The sequence below is a fragment of the Amycolatopsis sp. WGS_07 genome, from assembly GCF_045278895.1.
Lineage (GTDB): Bacteria > Actinomycetota > Actinomycetes > Mycobacteriales > Pseudonocardiaceae > Amycolatopsis.
On sequence record NZ_CP136053.1, the window covers coordinates 105,523 to 122,237 of the forward strand.

General features: G+C 69.7%; 12 protein-coding genes. 6 read left to right on the plus strand and 6 right to left on the minus strand.

The annotated features are described in order from the left end of the window. Positions 1-3: 3 nt before the first annotated feature. Positions 4-630 carry a YigZ family protein gene (locus RPX00_RS00475; protein WP_406636327.1) on the minus strand — a complete coding sequence of 209 codons (627 nt, stop codon included), beginning with the start codon at positions 628-630 and terminating at the stop codon, positions 4-6. Between the two features lie 559 nt (positions 631-1,189). On the opposite strand from RPX00_RS00475, the gene gltB reads away from it, so the two are divergent. Then, positions 1,190-5,722, plus strand: coding sequence for a glutamate synthase large subunit (gene gltB, locus RPX00_RS00480; RefSeq protein ID WP_406636329.1), 4,533 nt, complete (start codon positions 1,190-1,192; stop codon positions 5,720-5,722). Continuing rightward, positions 5,715-7,166: a glutamate synthase subunit beta gene (locus tag RPX00_RS00485; protein WP_406636331.1), complete on the plus strand. Its 1,452-nt coding sequence runs from the start codon at positions 5,715-5,717 to the stop codon at positions 7,164-7,166. The genes gltB and RPX00_RS00485 overlap by 8 nt, the downstream gene beginning before the upstream one ends. A 464-nt stretch (positions 7,167-7,630) precedes the next feature. Here RPX00_RS00485 and RPX00_RS00490 read toward each other — a convergent pair whose 3' ends face one another. Next, entirely contained in the window at positions 7,631-9,295 is a 1,665-nt protein-coding gene (locus RPX00_RS00490; RefSeq protein ID WP_406636333.1) for an amidohydrolase, read from the minus strand. Then, complete coding sequence (locus RPX00_RS00495; RefSeq protein ID WP_406636335.1) at positions 9,292-10,602, minus strand: MFS transporter; 1,311 nt, start codon at positions 10,600-10,602, stop codon at positions 9,292-9,294. Before RPX00_RS00495 ends, RPX00_RS00490 begins: the two co-directional genes overlap by 4 nt. 98 nt (positions 10,603-10,700) lie before the next feature. Between RPX00_RS00495 and RPX00_RS00500 the strand changes: the two genes are divergently transcribed. After that, positions 10,701-11,573 carry a LysR family transcriptional regulator gene (locus tag RPX00_RS00500; protein ID WP_406636337.1) on the plus strand — a complete coding sequence of 291 codons (873 nt, stop codon included), beginning with the start codon at positions 10,701-10,703 and terminating at the stop codon, positions 11,571-11,573. Between the two features lie 51 nt (positions 11,574-11,624). Further along, positions 11,625-12,863 (plus strand): hypothetical protein, encoded by a 1,239-nt coding sequence (locus RPX00_RS00505; RefSeq protein ID WP_406636339.1) that lies wholly within the window; start codon positions 11,625-11,627, stop codon positions 12,861-12,863. Here RPX00_RS00505 and RPX00_RS00510 read toward each other — a convergent pair. From RPX00_RS00510 to RPX00_RS00520, 3 genes are all read right to left on the minus strand, one after another. Next, a complete protein-coding gene (locus tag RPX00_RS00510; protein WP_406636341.1) occupies positions 12,847-13,308 on the minus strand; it encodes a phage tail protein in 462 nt (153 codons plus the stop codon). The two genes, RPX00_RS00505 and RPX00_RS00510, sit on opposite strands and share 17 nt — an antisense overlap. 122 nt (positions 13,309-13,430) lie before the next feature. After that, complete coding sequence (locus tag RPX00_RS00515; RefSeq protein WP_406636343.1) at positions 13,431-13,778, minus strand: nuclear transport factor 2 family protein; 348 nt, start codon at positions 13,776-13,778, stop codon at positions 13,431-13,433. A gap of 23 nt (positions 13,779-13,801) precedes the next feature. Further along, the gene (locus tag RPX00_RS00520; RefSeq protein ID WP_406636345.1) at positions 13,802-15,247 is read right to left on the minus strand and encodes an MFS transporter; all 1,446 of its coding nucleotides are present in this window, start codon (positions 15,245-15,247) and stop codon (positions 13,802-13,804) included. A gap of 99 nt (positions 15,248-15,346) precedes the next feature. Here RPX00_RS00520 and RPX00_RS00525 point away from each other — a divergent pair, with 99 nt between their 5' ends. Next, on the plus strand, positions 15,347-16,069 hold the full coding sequence (locus tag RPX00_RS00525; protein WP_406636347.1) for a TetR/AcrR family transcriptional regulator: 723 nt from the start codon (positions 15,347-15,349) through the stop codon (positions 16,067-16,069). Next, positions 16,066-16,662, plus strand: coding sequence for an alpha/beta fold hydrolase (locus tag RPX00_RS00530; protein ID WP_406636349.1), 597 nt, complete (start codon positions 16,066-16,068; stop codon positions 16,660-16,662). Before RPX00_RS00525 ends, RPX00_RS00530 begins: the two co-directional genes overlap by 4 nt. The last annotated feature ends 53 nt before the right edge of the window (positions 16,663-16,715 follow it).

Here is a 16,715-nt window from a genome sequence, read left to right on the forward strand (position 1 = left end):
CGGCTACCCGCGCACCCACTCCTCCCCCAGCTCGACCGCGACCGCTTCGCCGCCGGTGAGGTCGGCGAGCCAGCCGCTGAATCGTTCCTCCTCGCCGGGCGTCAGCCCGACCTCGAAGTGCGCCGCCGCCTCGAACCGCGTCTCGTGCAGCACGTACGGCGAGGCGCGGAGGTCGTTCTCGAAACGGCCGGCCCGCGTGTAGTCCATCGTTACGTCGAACAGCCGCAGCCGCCGGTACTCCACCAGGCCTACCGCGTCGAGCGCGTCCGACACCGCCTGCCCGTACGCGCGGATCAGCCCGCCCGCGCCGAGCAGCACGCCGCCGAAATGCCGCGACACCACCGCGACCGTGTCGGTGACCTCGCGGCGGCGCAACACCTCCAGCATCGGCACTCCGGCCGTCCCGGCGGGCTCGCCGTCGTCGCTGGAGCGCTGAGTCCGGCCGTCCGGACCGAGGACGAACGCGTGACAGTGGTGCCGGGCGGCGGGTTCGGCGCGCCGCCGGGCGGAAATGACCTCCCGCGCGGCGGCCTCGTCGGCTGCCGGAGCGAGCGCGCACAGGAACCGTGAACGCCGTATTTCAATCTCGTGCAGCCCGGTTCCTGCCACGGACAGATAACGATCAGTCATCGGCGTTCCCCCTCATGACCCCCAGTCAACCAGGAGCCACCGCGGGGTTGACACCGGGCAGGCAGGCAGGTTTACGCAGGTCAGCGCCTTCGCTGACCGCGGTTCGGGAGAGACGGCCCGACATATGGGAGTACCCCGGAGGCCGTCAACGTATGCGTGGCCTTTCCCACGAGAGCGCGATGACGTATGTCGATCACAGCGAATTCACACTATCGTCATAAGACCCGGCGAACCCGGGAGTCACCACCACGCGCCCGGCCGGCCCCCACCACACAGGCCGACCGACACCGGCGCGTGCGCCTGTACAGCGACGTGCAGAACTTTTTCCGCCGCCCATCGCCGTGCGGTGACAAACCATCCGGCACCCGGCCCGGTCTGCGACCGGCCGCGGTCAGCCACGCATCGCGACGCAGTGCCGCGCCTCGCGAGAGCGAAGGCACCGGATGGTTTCCCTTCTCGACTGACCATCGCGGTTCCGGACCACTTCGTTAACCGGTTCAGTGCTGAACCCCTCTTCGGAGCAACGAAACCGCGCCAACGCCTTGGGAGGCGGCCAGCCGTGACCCACCGTTCGAGCACCCCGGCCAGTGACGGCCTCTATGACCCCGCTTACGAGCACGACGCCTGCGGGGTGGCGTTCGTCGCGGACCTGACCGGTCGCCGAGACCATCAGATCGTGGCGAAAGCCCTTGTCGCGTTGAAGAATCTGGAACATCGCGGGGCACGCGGGGCAGAACCGGACACCGGGGACGGCGCGGGCCTGCTCATCCAGGTTCCGGACGCGTTCTACCGCGAGGTCGCCGGGTTCGAGCTGCCTCCGGAAGGCAGCTACGCCGTCGGCACCGCTTTCCTGCCGAAGGACGGCAAACGCCGCGGCCGCGCCATGACCACCATCGAGCGGATCGCCGCCGAGGAGGACATGCGCGTGGTGGGCTGGCGCGAGCTGCCGGTCGACACCGCGCACTGCGGGCCCACCGCCGCGCAGAGCATGCCGCACTTCACCCAGCTTTTCCTGGCGGGGCGCAAGAACAATCTCGACGGCCTCGCGCTTGAGCGCGCCGCCTTCTGCGTGCGCAAGCGCGCCGAGCACGAGCTGGTCGAGGACGACGTGTACTTCCCGTCGCTGTCCTCGCGCACGATCGTCTACAAGGGAATGCTGACCGAGCCGCAGGTCGAGAAGTTCTTCCTCGACCTCACCGACGAGCGCGTCACGAGCGCCATCGGCCTGGTGCACTCCCGTTTCTCCACCAACACTTTCCCGTCGTGGCCGCTCGCGCATCCGTACCGCTACGTGGCGCACAACGGCGAGATCAACACGCTCAAGGGCAACCGCAACTGGATGGACGCCCGCGAGGCGCTGCTGGAGACCGACCTGATCCCGGGCGACCTCAAGCGCATCTACCCGGTCATCACGCGCGGGGCGAGCGACTCGGCGTCCTTCGACGAGGTGCTGGAGCTGCTGCACCTCGGCGGCCGGTCGCTGCCGCATTCGGTGCTGATGATGATCCCGGAAGCCTGGGAGAACCATCAGGAAATGGACCCCGCGCGCCGCGCCTTCTACGAATTCCACTCCACGCTCATGGAGCCGTGGGACGGGCCGGCGCTGGTGGCCTTCACCGACGGCGCGCAGATCGGCGCGGTGCTGGACCGCAACGGCCTCCGTCCCGGCCGCTACTGGGTGACCGACGACGGGCTCGTGGTGCTCGCCAGCGAGGTCGGCGTGCTGGAGCTGGACCAGGCGAAGATCGTCCGCAAGGGACGGCTGGAGCCGGGCCGGATGTTCCTCGTCGACACCGTCGCCGGGCGGATCGTCGAGGACGAGGAGATCAAGGGCGAACTGGCTTCGCAGCACCCGTACGACGAATGGGTCGACGCCGGGCTGCTCCGCCTGGAGGAGCTGCCCGAGCGCGACCGCGAGGTCCCGCTGCACGCCGCGCTCGTGCGCCGGCAGCAGGCGTTCGGTTACACCGAGGAAGAGCTGGAGACCATCCTCGAGCCGATGGCCCGCACCGGAGCGGAGCCGATCGGGTCGATGGGCAACGACTCGCCGCTCGCGTCGCTCTCGTCGGGTTCGCGTCCGCTGTTCGACTACTTCATCCAGCTCTTCGCCCAGGTGACCAACCCGCCGCTGGACGCGATCCGCGAGGAGCTGGTGACCGCGCTCGGCACGCAGATCGGCGCGGAGCCGAACCTGCTGGCCGCGGACGCGTCGTCGTGCCGCCGGATCGTGCTGCCGTTCCCGGTGCTGGACAACGACCAGCTGGCGAAACTGGTGCACGTCAACGACGACGGCGACCTGCCGGAGTTCCAGGCGGTCACCGTCATGGGCCGGTACAACGTGCACGGCGGCGGCGAGGCGCTGGTCAAGCGGCTCGACGAGATCCGCGCCGAGGTGTCCGAGGCGATCGAGGACGGCGCGCGGCTGATCGTGCTGTCCGACCGCGGGGTCGACGCCGACCACGCGCCGATCCCGTCGCTGCTGCTCACCGGCGCGGTGCACCACCACCTGGTGCGGGAGAAGACGCGCACGCAGGTCGGCCTCATCGTGGAGGCAGGCGACGCGCGCGAGGTGCACCACATCGCGCTGCTGGTCGGCTACGGCGTGGCCGCGGTGAACCCGTACCTGGCGATGGCGACCGTCGAGGAGATGGCGCACCGGGGCCTCATCCCGGGCGTGACTCCCAAGCAGGCCACCACGAACCTGATCAAGGCGCTCGGCAAGGGTGTCCGCAAGACCATGTCCAAGATGGGCGTGTCCACTGTGGCCTCCTACACCGGCGCGCAGATCTTCGAGGCGGTCGGTCTCGGCGCCGAAGTGATCGACACCTGTTTCACCGGAACCACTTCGCGGCTCGGCGGCGTCGGCTTCGACACCCTCGCCGACGAGGTTGCGCGGCGGCACGTGCGGGCGTTCCCCGCCGACGGCGTCCGGGCGAGCCACCGCGAGCTGGAAACCGGCGCGGACTACCAGTGGCGGCGCGAGGGCGAGCCGCACCTGTTCAACCCGCAGACGGTGTTCAAGCTGCAGCACTCCACTCGCTCCGGGAAGTACGAGGTCTTCAAGGAGTACACGAAGGCGGTCAACGACCAGGCCGAGAAGCTGCTGACGCTGCGCGGGCTGTTCGACTTCAAGTTCGGCGACCGCACGCCGGTGCCGATCGAGGAGGTCGAGCCGGTTTCGGAGATCGTGAAGCGGTTCGCCACCGGGGCCATCTCGTACGGCTCGATCTCGATGGAAATGCACCAGACGCTGGCGATCGCGATGAACCGCCTCGGCGGCAAGTCGAACACCGGCGAGGGCGGCGAGGACCCGGAGCGGCTGTACGACCCGGAGCGCCGCAGCGCGGTCAAGCAGGTCGCGAGCGGCCGGTTCGGCGTCACCAGCGAGTACCTGGTGAACTCCGACGACATCCAGATCAAGATGGCGCAGGGCGCGAAGCCCGGTGAGGGCGGGCAATTGCCCGGCGGCAAGGTGTACCCGTGGATCGCGAAGACGCGGCACTCCACGCCGGGCGTCGGGCTGATTTCCCCGCCGCCGCACCACGACATCTACTCCATTGAGGACCTGGCGCAGCTGATCCACGACCTCAAGAACGCCAACCCGGACGCGCGCATCCACGTGAAGCTCGTGTCCGAGGTCGGCGTCGGCACGGTCGCCGCGGGTGTGTCCAAGGCGCACGCGGACGTCGTGCTGATCTCCGGCCACGACGGCGGCACCGGCGCCTCGCCGCTGTCCTCGATCAAGCACGCGGGCGGGCCGTGGGAGCTTGGCCTCGCCGAAACGCAGCAGACGCTGCTGGCCAACCGGCTGCGCGACCGGATCGTGGTGCAGACCGACGGCCAGCTCAAGACCGGCCGCGACGTCATGATCGCGATGCTGCTCGGCGCCGAGGAGTTCGGCTTCGCGACCGCGCCGCTGGTGGTATCGGGCTGCATCATGATGCGCGTGTGCCACCTCGACACCTGTCCGGTCGGCGTCGCGACGCAGAACCCGAAGCTGCGCGAGAAGTTCAGCGGCAAGGCGGACTACGTGGTGAACTTCTTCGAGTTCATCGCGCAGGAGGTCCGGGAGTACCTGGCGGAGCTGGGTTTCCGGTCCGTCGAGGAGGCCGTTGGCCACGCCGAGCTGCTCGACAAGCGCAAGGCGGTGGACCACTGGAAGGCCGCCGGGCTCGACCTGTCGCCGATCTTCCACGTGCCCGAGCTGCCGCCGCGCGCGGTGCGGCACCAGACCGTCAAACAGGACCACGGGCTGGACAAGGCACTGGACAACACGCTGATCCAGCTCGCCGAGGGTGCGCTGGCGGCGGGCGACAAGGTGCGGCTGGAACTGCCGGTGCGCAACGTGAACCGGACCGTCGGCACCATGCTCGGCTCGGAGCTGACGAAGAAGTGGGGCGGCGAAGGCCTTCCCGACGACACCATCGACGTCACCTTCACCGGCACCGCGGGCCAGTCGTTCGGCGCGTTCGTGCCGAAGGGCATCACGCTGCGGCTCTACGGCGACGGCAACGACTACGTCGGCAAGGGCCTGTCCGGCGGGCGGATCGTCGTGCGGCCGCCGAAGGAATCGCCGATCGTCGCGGAGAACCACATCATCGCGGGCAACGTGATCGCGTACGGGGCCACGAGCGGCGAGATCTTCATCCGCGGCCAGGTGGGCGAACGGTTCTGCGTGCGCAACTCCGGCGCGCTGGCGGTCGTCGAGGGCGTGGGCGACCACGGCGGCGAGTACATGACCGGCGGCCGGATGGTCGTCCTGGGCAACATCGGCCGCAACTTCGCGGCGGGCATGTCCGGCGGCGTCGCGTACGTGCTGGACCTGCCGGCGCACCGGGTCAACCCGGAGATGGTCGACATCGACCCGCTCGACACCGCGGACGTCGACTTCCTGCGCGAAACCATCGAAAAGCATTACAACGAAACCGAATCCGCCGTCGCGCGGGCATTGCTGGCGGACTGGGACAGTGCGGTCGACCGGTTCGGCAAGGTCATGCCCAAGGACTACAAGCGCGTGCTCGCCGCCCAGGTCGCGGCAGAGCGGGACGGCCGGGACGTGAACGAGGCGATCATGGAGGCCGCACATGGCTGACCCCAAGGGCTTTCTGACCACCACGCGCGAGGAACCGAAGCGGCGTCCGGTGGACCTGCGGCTGCTGGACTGGCGGGAGGTCTACGAGGACTTCGCGTCGACCAAGCTGGAAAAGCAGGCCGGCCGCTGCATGGACTGCGGGATCCCGTTCTGTCACCAGGGCTGTCCGCTCGGGAACCTGATCCCGGAGTGGAACACGCTGGTGTGGCGGGAGGATTGGCAGCAGGCCGCGGAACGGCTGCACGCCACGAACAACTTCCCGGAGTTCACCGGCACGCTGTGCCCGGCACCGTGCGAAACCGCCTGCGTGCTCGGCATCAACGACGACCCGGTGTCGATCAAGCGGGTCGAGATCTCGATCATCGACCGGGCCTTCGAGGAGGGCTGGGTCACGCCGCAGGTCCCGGTCACGAAGACCGGCAAGAAGGTCGCCGTGGTCGGGTCCGGTCCGTCCGGGCTGGCCGCCGCGCAGCAGCTGACCCGCGCGGGCCACACCGTCGTGGTCTACGAGCGGGCGGACAAGATCGGCGGGCTTCTGCGGTACGGCATTCCCGAGTTCAAAATGGAGAAGTTCCGCCTCGACCGCCGCCTCGACCAGATGCGCGCCGAGGGCACGGAATTCCGGACGTCGGTGAACGTCGGCGTGGACATCACCGTCGAGCAGCTCCAGTCCGAGCACGACGCGGTGGTGCTGGCGGGCGGCGCGACGGCGTGGCGCGATCTGCCGATCGAGGGCCGTTCGGCCGAGGGCATCTACCAGGCGATGGAGTTCCTGCCGCCGGCCAACCGGGTCGCGGCGGGCGAGCTGGCCGAGTCGCCGTACTCGGCCAAGGGCCTCGACGTCGTGGTCATCGGCGGCGGCGACACCGGCGCGGACTGCGTCGGCACGTCGCACCGGCAGGGCGCGAAATCGGTGACCCAGCTGGAGATCATGCCGAAGCCGCCGGAGTCGCGGTCGGAGGCGCACCCGTGGCCGATGTACCCGATGATCTACCGGGTCACGTCCGCCCACGAGGAGGGTGGCGAGCGGCTGTACTCGGTCAACACCCAGGAGTTCCTGTCCGATGAGGACGGCCGGGTGCGCGCGCTGAAGCTGGTGGAGGTGCGCAACGAGGGCGGCAAGTTCGTGCCGGTCGAGGGCACCGAGACCGAACTGCCCGCGCAGCTGGTGCTGCTGGCGATGGGCTTCCTCGGCCCGCAGCGCGAGGGCCTGCTGACCGACCTGGGCGTGGAACTGGACCAGCGCGGCAACGTCGTGCGAGACAAGAACTTCCAGACCACTGTGGACAATGTGTTCGTGGCGGGCGACATGGGCCGCGGACAGTCGCTGATCGTGTGGGCAATCGCGGAGGGCCGCTCGTGCGCGGCCGGCGTGGACGCCTTCCTCACCGGCCGGGGCGTGCTCCCGGCCCCGATCGCGCCGACGGACCGGCCGATCTCCTGAGGACTCGGAGCCAGGCGCGTCAACGTCGCCGCGCCTGGCTCCGTTCAGTTTCGGGGCCAGCGCGTCACTGCCGCCGCGCTGATCCCGGCTGCCGGGCGGGTGCGACAACGGCGTCGCACCCGCCCTTCTTACTGCGCTGGCCAGGGAGGTCCGTGAAGGGCCCCTTGAGTAAATTAGCTTCCAGCGCCCGGGGATTAACGCCGCGCTATGGGTGCCGCACCAGCTCTTGCCGGACCGACGGGGCGGCGGGAGCGGTCGTCCGTGAGGGGAACCCTCACGGGCCTTGATTCCCTCAGGGTTCCCCTCACGGACCTTCGGATACGGCCACACGGGCATCAATCGGACAATTCGACGGGCCTGGCGTCCTTTGTGGATGGTCCAGCAGTCACGAGCCAGCCCCGGCCATTGCCCTCCGCCGTCCGTGAAGGACCCCTTCACGGACCTAGATTCCCTCAAGGGGTCCTTCACGGACTTCCGTGCGCGGCCCCGTCGTTGTAGGCGACCTCGCCGCCCACCACAGTCGCTCCGACGCTGATCTCCCCGATTCGTTCCGGCGCAACGGTAAGCAGGTCATCGCTCAACACCGTGAAGTCGGCCAGCTTCCCCCGGCTCAGCGTCCCCTTGACCGTCTCCTCATGCACCGCATACGCCGAACCAACCGTGTAAGCACGCAACGCTTCCTCCGGGGTCACCGCCTCCTCCAGCCCGATCGGCTGCCCCGACGCGGTCCGCCGGTTGACCATGTCGTGGATGCTCAGCAACGGCGACGCGGCGACCACCGGGGCGTCCGTGCTGCCCGGCAAGACCACTCCGGCGTCGAGGAAGCTCCGCATCCGATACGCCAGTCGGCTGCGTTCCGGACCGAGCGCGGCGAGCAGGCCGTCCCCGATCTCGGACAGGAATCGGCCCTGTGGCACCGGAATCACACCCAGCGCGGCGATCCGAGCGACCGCGGCATCGTCGGCGACCGCGCAGTGTTCGATGCGGTGCCGGACGTCCTCGCGCGGGTACTTCTGCTGCGCTTCCTCGTACGCATCGAGCACGGCACCGAGGGCCGCGTCGCCGATCGCGTGCGTCGCGATCTGCCAGTGGCATCGGTGTGCTTCGAGGATGTAGCGGCGCAGTTCGTCCGGCTCGAACAGCATCAGTCCCTGGTTGCCGGGGGTGTCCTCGTACTCGCAGCACATCGCGGCGGACCGGCCGATCAGCGAGCCGTCGGAGAGGATTTTGACCGGGCCGATGCGCAGCCGGTCGTCGCCGACGCCGGTGCGCAGGCCGAGGTCCAGCCCGAACCAGTCGCCGCCCGGTTCGAACGGGCCGCAGTCGCGCAGGGCGGTGATGTAGGGCATCACCGTCATCCGCACGCCCAGTTTGCCGCGTTCCCGGGTGCGTTGGAAGGAATCGAGGTCCGCGCGGCCGTGGCCGATGCCGTCGACGGTGCCGATGCCGGGTTCGGTGACGCTGGTCAGGCCGTCGGCGAGGGCCGCGTGCGCGCCGGCGGCGATGTTGGCGATGACCTCTTCGGTCGCCTCGGGCCGCAGCAGGTGGTCCACGAGTACGGTCGCGCGTTCCTGCAGCAGCCCGGTGGCGCGGCCGTCTTCGTCGCGCACCACGGTGCCGCCGGGCACGTCCGGCACGCCCAACCGGTCCGGATAACCGGCCAGGGCAAAGGCTTCGGTGCTCGCCACCGCCATGTGCCGCGACGTGTGCGTGAGCCAGACCGGTCGTCCTCCGGCGGCTCGGTGCAGGGCTTCCGCGGTGGGATGTGCGCCGATCTTGTTCTGGTCGTAGCCAGCGCCGGTCACCCAGGCGTCGGCGGGCAGGCCAGCAGCCCGTTCCTCGACCGCGCGGTAGAGCGCATCGAGCGTCGGCGCGGCTTCGGCGGACACGTCCAGTTCGCGGACCCGCTTGCCGCGCATGCTCAAGTGATGATGCGCGTCGTTGAGGCCGGGGACGACCGGGGCACCGCCAAGGTCGACCACCACGTCGGCGGAGAGGCCCCGTACGTCCTCGTCGAAGCCGACGATCCGGCCGCCGATCACGCCCAGTGCGGTCGCGTGTGGACGGTCGCGGTCCAGGGTGGTGAATCGTCCATTGTGGAATAAAGCGTTGAGACGCACTTGGCTCATCCTTGTCGGGTAAGGGTTTTCTCGGCTTCGGCAATGGCCGCGGTCCGGCGGGCCAGCGCGAGCACACAGGTCAGGGTCAGCGTGAGCAGCGCGACGTGGTAGATGACGACCGCCCAGATCGCGCCGTGCGTCGCGTTGAGCAGGGCTTGCGCGATGAACGGCGTGGTGCCGCCGAAGATCGTGCTGCACAGCTGGTAGGACAGCGAGATTCCGGTGTAGCGCAGGTGGATCGGGAACCCACGGGTAAGGAATCCGGCGAGCACCGCGTAATAGCCGGACCCGAACACTGTCGCGACTGCGATGCCGACGAACGCCAGCCCCGCGTTGCCGGACGCGATCAGCAGATACATCGGCACCGTCACCACGATGTTGCCAGCCAGCGAGACGGCCATGAACCGCGTTTCACCAAAGCGTTCGGCCAGCCGCGCCGCGAACGGCTGCCAGCAGAACTGCACGACCGACACGCCGAGCAGCACGTACAGCATCGTCTGACGTCCGATGCCGAGTTCGTTCGTGGACCAGGCGAGGACGAACGTGTTGCTGAAGTACGCGGCGGCGATGCCCATGATGCTCGCGCCGATGCCGAGCAGCACGGTGCGCCAGGCGGTGCGCAGGACCTCGACCAGCGGCACCTTCGCGACGGCGGCGTTCGCCTTGGCGCGCACAAACTCCGCCGGTTCCTCGACCTTCAGCCGGATCACCAGTCCCAACGCGACGAGCACGCCGGACAGCAGGAACGGCACCCGCCAGCCCCAGGTCAGGAACTGCTCGTCCGGCAACGCCCCCACAGCCAGGAAGACCACTGTGGACAGAATCGATCCGGCGGGCGAACCCTGCTGCGCGAACATGGCGAAGTACGAACCGCGTCCGGCAGGCGCGTTCTCCGCGGCGAGCACGACCGCACCGCCCCATTCGCCGCCGACCGCGACGCCCTGCACCGCCCGGAGCGCGACGAGCAGCAACGGAGCGGCGATGCCGATCTTGGCGTAGGTCGGCAGCAATCCGACCGCGAAGGTCGCGAAGCCCATCAGCAGCAGCGTCACGACCAGCGTGTTCTTGCGCCCGACCCGGTCGCCGAGGTGGCCGAACACGATCCCGCCCAGCGGCCGCGCGAGGAAGCCGACCCAGAACGTGCCGAACGCGGCGAGCACGCCGGTCGCCGGGTTCAGTTCCGGGAAGAAGAGCTTGCCGAAGACCAGCGCGGAGGCGGTTCCGTAAAGGTAGAAGTCGTACCACTCGATCGCCGTGCCGGCGAAGGAGGCGAGCGCGGCCCGGCGCCCGGCAGTCGGTGCGGCGGCGTGATTCATGGGCTACTCCCTGGCGGCGGTGTTCCCCAGAGTCTTCGTCGCGGGGCCTATGCTGTCCAATACCTGTCCGGACCGATTCCGATACCTCGGAGGCATAGGTGGAACTGCGCGTGGTGCGTTATTTCCTGGCCGTCGCCCGCGAGGGCTCGGTCACCGCCGCGGCACGTGCGGTCCGGGTCGCGCAACCGTCGCTGTCGCGGCAACTGAGAGCGCTGGAGACCGAACTCGGGGTGACGTTGTTCTCGCGCTCGCCGGGTTCGCTCACGCTCAGCGCGGCGGGCACCCGGTTCGTGCCGATCGCCCAGGACCTGGTGCGCCGCGCCGAGGAGGCGAGCGCGGTGATGGCCGCGATCGGCCGCACCGAAGACACCCCGCTCACCCTCGTCGCGCCGCCGAGCACAGTGGACAGTCTGCTGGCGCCGTTCATGGCCAGCGGCAAGGCCGGGCCGGTGCTGCGGGACGCGTTCCCGGTCGCGCCCGACCAGGTTTTCGACCGGCTCCTGCACAGCAGCGCCGACCTTGGCATCTCGACGTCCCCGCCGCCCGCGCAGCTGGAAACCGCCGCGCTGGGCCGGGTGCCGGTCAGCGCGCAGGTGCGGCCGGATCACCGCTGGTACGAGGCGGACTCGATCCCGCTGACGGAGCTGGCCACCGAGCCGCTGCTGGTGATGAACCGCAGCAACGCGGCGCGGCTGGTGGTGGACGAGGCGTTCCACCGGGCCGGGCTCGTGCCGTCGGAGCTGAACGAAACCGGCTCCCCCAGCGTCGCCCAGGCCCGCGCGGCCGGCCGCGGCGAGGTGTGCCTGGTGACCGACCTCGTCCGGTTCGGCCTGCGTGCCATCCCGATCGAAACCGCCGACGGACAGCTGACCGTGCCGCTGTACGCGGGCTGGCGGCCGGATCACTACGCCCGGCCATCGATTCTCGCGTTGATCGAGGGATTACGGGAGTTCCGCGGTGCGCTGGCCTGATTGCCGAAAGTGGGCCGACAGCCGGGCGGATCCGTGCTAGACAGTGCGGCGATGGGAAAACTGACCCGCCGGGCCCGGGCCACGGCCGACTATCTCTTCTTCGTCGGAGCCGGGGAATGGCCGGTCGCGGTGTCCGCGCTCGGCGTCGTGCTCGGGGCGGTCACGATCCTGCCGAGCGCGTTCGGCGTCGTCGTGTCGATCGTCGCGCTCCTGCTCGGCCTGCTGACGCTCGTGCGCGACATCCGCTTGCTGCGGAAACGCTGGGCAGGCTACGAGTTCACCGCGATCGTCGCGCCGTTCCCCATCGCCGAAACACCGCCGCCACGCGCGTATCCCGACTCGCAGTACGTGGCGATTCCGGCCCGTGGCACGGCATTGGTCAGCGACGGCATCGACGCAGCGCTCACCGAAAGCACCTTCAGCATCACCGTCGCCGAGGACCCCTACCGGCTGCCCGCGAAGCTGAAAGCCACCGCGCCGCACGTGCTGCCGCTGCGAGCCCGCGGACGCCTGCTATTCAACGGCCCGATCATCGGCATGCGCGGCGAACCATTGCCCGCGTCCGGCGCGCGCCCGGCCCCGATCGTCCTGCACCGCGCCCGGTTCTTCGACGCCGTCTGCAGCAACGAACTGGCCTCGCTGCGCATCACGAACACCGCCGACGGCCGCGAGTACGACCTGCGCCACGAGGAACTGACCGACTCGTCCGGTGCCCTGCGCAGCCTCGCCGCGAGCACGCTCGCCGATCTCGTCGGCGTGTCCACGATCGCGTTCACCTCCGACGGCCTGCTCGTCGTCGTCCGCCAGTCGGCCCGGAACTCGGCCAGCGGCCTGCTGCTCGCCCCGTCCGGCAGCGGGAGCCTCGAACCGCAGGATCTCCTTACCCCGCAAGGAGGAACCCGGCGAAGCCTGCACACCGCGGTGTGCGCCGGAATGGAACGCGAACTGTGCGAGGAAGCCGCCGTCCGCCCCGACGAGATCTCCTCGACACGGCTGACCGGCTTCGCCCGCTGGCTGGAACGAGGCGCGAAACCGGAGTTCTTCGGCGTCACCCAGTTGTCCGTCGACAGCGCCGAGCTGACCAGCCGCCGACCGAAGGGTGCGGAACGGCTCTACAGCGCCGGAGTCACCGTCCTCGAAGTCGATCTGGCCGCGCTAGGCCAGGAACTGACCGACGGCGTGCCGCTGAGCGAAGCGACCGCACTGCCCGCCCGGCTGCGCGACGACAGTTCGCTGCCGTTGCTGCTGTGCCTGCGCAGCGCCGCGCTTCGGGTCAGTACTCGTTCTTGATGACGAAGTAGGACCCGCGAATCGTCCCGGCCAGCTTCGATTTCTGACGCGCGAACTTGAAGCTGCCGAGTTCTTCGGGGACGTCCATCCCGTCGGAGAGCTTGAACCCGACGGCGCGTTTGCCGGACGCTTCGAGGGTGTACATGACGTTGATCGAGAGGCCGCTCTCGTAGAAGACGTACGCCATCCGGATGCCGTCGACCTCGAATTCGGTGGCCTCCAGCGGCGGTGAGGAAATGACGATGTCGCGCTCTTCCCGGAGAATCCGGTGCACCCAGCCGACGGTCGCCTCGGCCTCGGCCGCGGGCTCGACGGTGAAGACGTGGTCGTACTTGTTCTTGAAGTAGCGCGCCTCATTGGCCCGCAGCCCGGCGAGCGCGTCCGCGACCGGAGAGGACTCCAGGCCGACGGTCGACACGGTGGTGAAATCGACGGCGTAAGACATGATCCGCACTCCCGGGCTGGGTCTGATCGCGACGCCGGGAGAGTACCCGGGCCTGCGGCCGATCGCGACTCGTTCGGCGGCCGGGCCGGGCAGCGTGCGGAGGGCGCTGCCCGGCCGGTGGATCAGCCGAAGAAGTTGCGTGCCTGCGTGATGCGGTCCTTGTCGAACGTGAGGACGCCGTATCCGGCGGCCACCGGCTCGGCCTCGCTGCCGAGGTGCCACGCGTACAAGGCCACGTCGTGGTGCGCGCTGATCAGCCGGGTCAGGCCGAGGGCGAGATCGCCCAGCTTTTCGCGGGCCGCGCCGACCGCGTCGACGATCGCGTCCCGGCCCTCGGCGGTCCAGTCCGGGTCGACGATGCTGGCGTCCTCGGCGAAGATCGTTTCGAGTGTGCTGCGGCGCTGGTCGGCGTCAAAGGTGTTCCATGCCTCGAAGTAAGCCCGCACGAGATCGCTGCCATAGGTGCTCATTGAGGTTTCTCCCTTTCAGTGGATTATTCGGCGGAAGCGCCGACGGCGTCGGGTGCCGTCGGGGTGTGCTCCCGCGAGCGTTTCGCCAGGAACGCGAGGAAGCCGCCGGCCACCGAGGCGATCCCGGCGACCCACAGCGCGACGCGAAGTCCGCCGACCGCCGCGGACGGCTCCGGCGTCGCGCCCGGATGCGGGTCGAGGCCCGCGTTGGCGATCGCGACGAGTACCGCGAGGCCGATCGCGCCGCCGATTTGCTGCGAGGTGGTCGCCAGCGCGGAGGCGACGCCCTGTTCTCCCGGCGCGACGCCGGAGGCCGCGGAGACGAACATCGCCGGGAAGGTCAGTCCGCCGCCGATCCCCCAGACGACAAGTCCGGCGAGGACAGTCCAGAACGACGCGCCGACGGCCATTCCCGCGGCCAGCAAGGCCAGCCCGACGCCGTTGACGAGCATGCCGGTGAGCAGTGTCGTGCGGATTCCCCAGCGGCCGAGGAGGATCCCGGTCAGCTTCAGAGACGCGGTCATCGAGATGAGAGTCAGCGGCAGGAACGCGAGACCGGCCTGCAAAGCGTTGTACCCCAGTACGTTCTGCAAGTACGCGGTGAACAGGTAGTACGCCCCGCCGAGGCCGCTCTGGAAGACGAGGATCACGCCCATCGCGACGATCAGGCCTCGGTTGCCGAACAAGCGCGGCGGGGCCAACGGGTCGCGAGTGCGCTTCTCCACGACGACGAACACGGTCAGCAGCAGCGCCCCGCCGAGCAGGGCCCCGATGCCCCGCCAGGAAACCCAGCCCGCCTCCGGTCCGTTGACCAGGCCGAGAACCAGCAGCGAGGATCCGGCGCTGGCGACGATCGCGCCGGCGAGGTCGAATCCGCCGCCGGGCGCGGAACGGACGGGGTCGGCGGCGAGCACCGGACGGGCGGCCAGCGCTGAGCCCAAGGCCAGCGGTACCAACAGGAACAGCACCCACTGCCAGCCCAGCGCGTTGGTGAGCACGCCGCCGAGCAACGCACCGGCCGCGAGTCCGCCGCTGCCCGCCGCGCCCCACACCGCCAGCGCGCGGTTGCGAGCAGGACCTTCGGCGAAGCTCGTGCTGATCAACGCGAGCGTCGCCGGGGCGAGCAGCGCGGCGCCGAGGCCTTGCACGGCGCGCGCGGCGTCCAGGATTCCGGGGCTGGTCGCGAAACCCCCGGCGAGACAGGCGAGCCCGAAGACAACCAGGCCCGTGACGAAGGTCCGGCGGGCCCCGAATCTGTCGACGATCCGGCCGCCGAACAGCAGGAATCCGCCGAACCCCACGGCGTACGCGCTGACGACCCACTGCAGCGACTGCGCGGTGAAGCCCAGTTCACGGCCGATGTCCGGCAACGCGACGTAAACGATGTTGTAGTCCAGCGCGATCACGAACTGGGCGAACGCCAGCAGCGCCAGGGCCAGCCCGGACCGCCGGGCGACTGAGGTCTCCATCGAGTGTTTCCTCCGAGCCGTTCTACACGGCTATCAATTACTACACGGCGTTCAGTAACAGTACGGCGAATAGTAGCCGAGCACTGTAGAGTGTCAAGCGTGGAAGCTCGGGTGCCCAGCAGACGGGAACGGCTGCGCGCGGAAGCCAGCCAGGAAATCAAGGCGATCGCGCTGAGGCTGATGGCCGAAGGCGGGCCGTCCGCCATTTCGCTGCGGGCCATCGCGCGCGAGATGGGCATGACCGCGGGCGCGCTGTACGGCTACTACGCCACCCGCGACGACCTGGTCAACGCGTTGATCGCGGAGATCTACTCCGCGTTGGCGGACAAGGAAGAAGCCGCCCGCGACGCGGTGCCGGAGGACGATCCGGCCGGCCGGGTGCTCGCCGTCGGCGAAGCCTTCCGGGACTGGGCGGTCGGGCGCCCGGAGGAATTCCAGCTCATCTACGGCGATCCGCTTCCCGGTTACCAAGCCCCCGAAGGCGGGGCGGCGGCGGACGCGGAACACCGGGCTTGCGCGGTGCTCACCGGCCTCGTCGCCGACGCCTGGCCGCAGGCGAGCAAACGACTGTCCGACGACGGCTACGAATGGCCGGATTTCGACCCCGGTTTCGCCGCGGTGATCCGGAAAGGGTTCCCCGGCCTGCCGCCCGCGGCGGTCGCCCTCGCGATGCGAGTCTGGGGGCGGATGCACGGCCTGGTGGCACTGGAGGTGTACGGGCATCTGCGGCCGCAGGTGCTCGACCCGGCGCGGCTGTACCGCGCGGAACTGCTGGACCTGACGAAAACGCTGGGCATCACCCCAGCCGGCCGCACGCGGTGAGCACGCTTCTCCTGATCCACGGCGGACTGTGGGACGAGATGGACGCCGAGCGGTTCTGGACGCGGCCGGGAATCGCCGACGGCCTCCGCCGCGACGGTGCCACGGTGCTGGCCCCCGATCGCCTCCGCCGTCCGGCGGACTGGCTCGCCGAAGCCGCGCATCTAACGGCCGCCCTGCCCGGGCAGCCGGTCGCCGTCGTCGCCGGTTCGAACGGGTGCTCCGCGGCTGTCCGGCTCGCGCTGGCCGTTCCCCAGCGGATCGACCGGCTGCTGCTGGCCTGGCCAGCCACCCCCGTGGACTCCAGCGCCGATCTGGCCGCCCGCGGTGCCTCACCGGAGACGGTCCGCGCCTTCCTGGACGGGCAAACCCTGCGCGGCGTCACCGACGACGAGCTGGCCACGCTCCCCATGCCAGTCAGCGTGCTCTCCTCAGTCCCGGACAACCCGTTCCACCAGCGCCGCACCGTCGATTCACTCCGTCGGCTCCTGCCCGGGTGCGCCGAACTCCCCGGCTGCCCCGAGCCGCCCCGGCCAGGGTTCGAGCCCCACCTGGACGGCCTGCTCGCCTCGATCCGCTCCTTCGCCAGCAGCTGATCTTCCCGCCCCGGCCACGAGGTCAGGGAATTTCGGGCAACGCCTACGGTGGT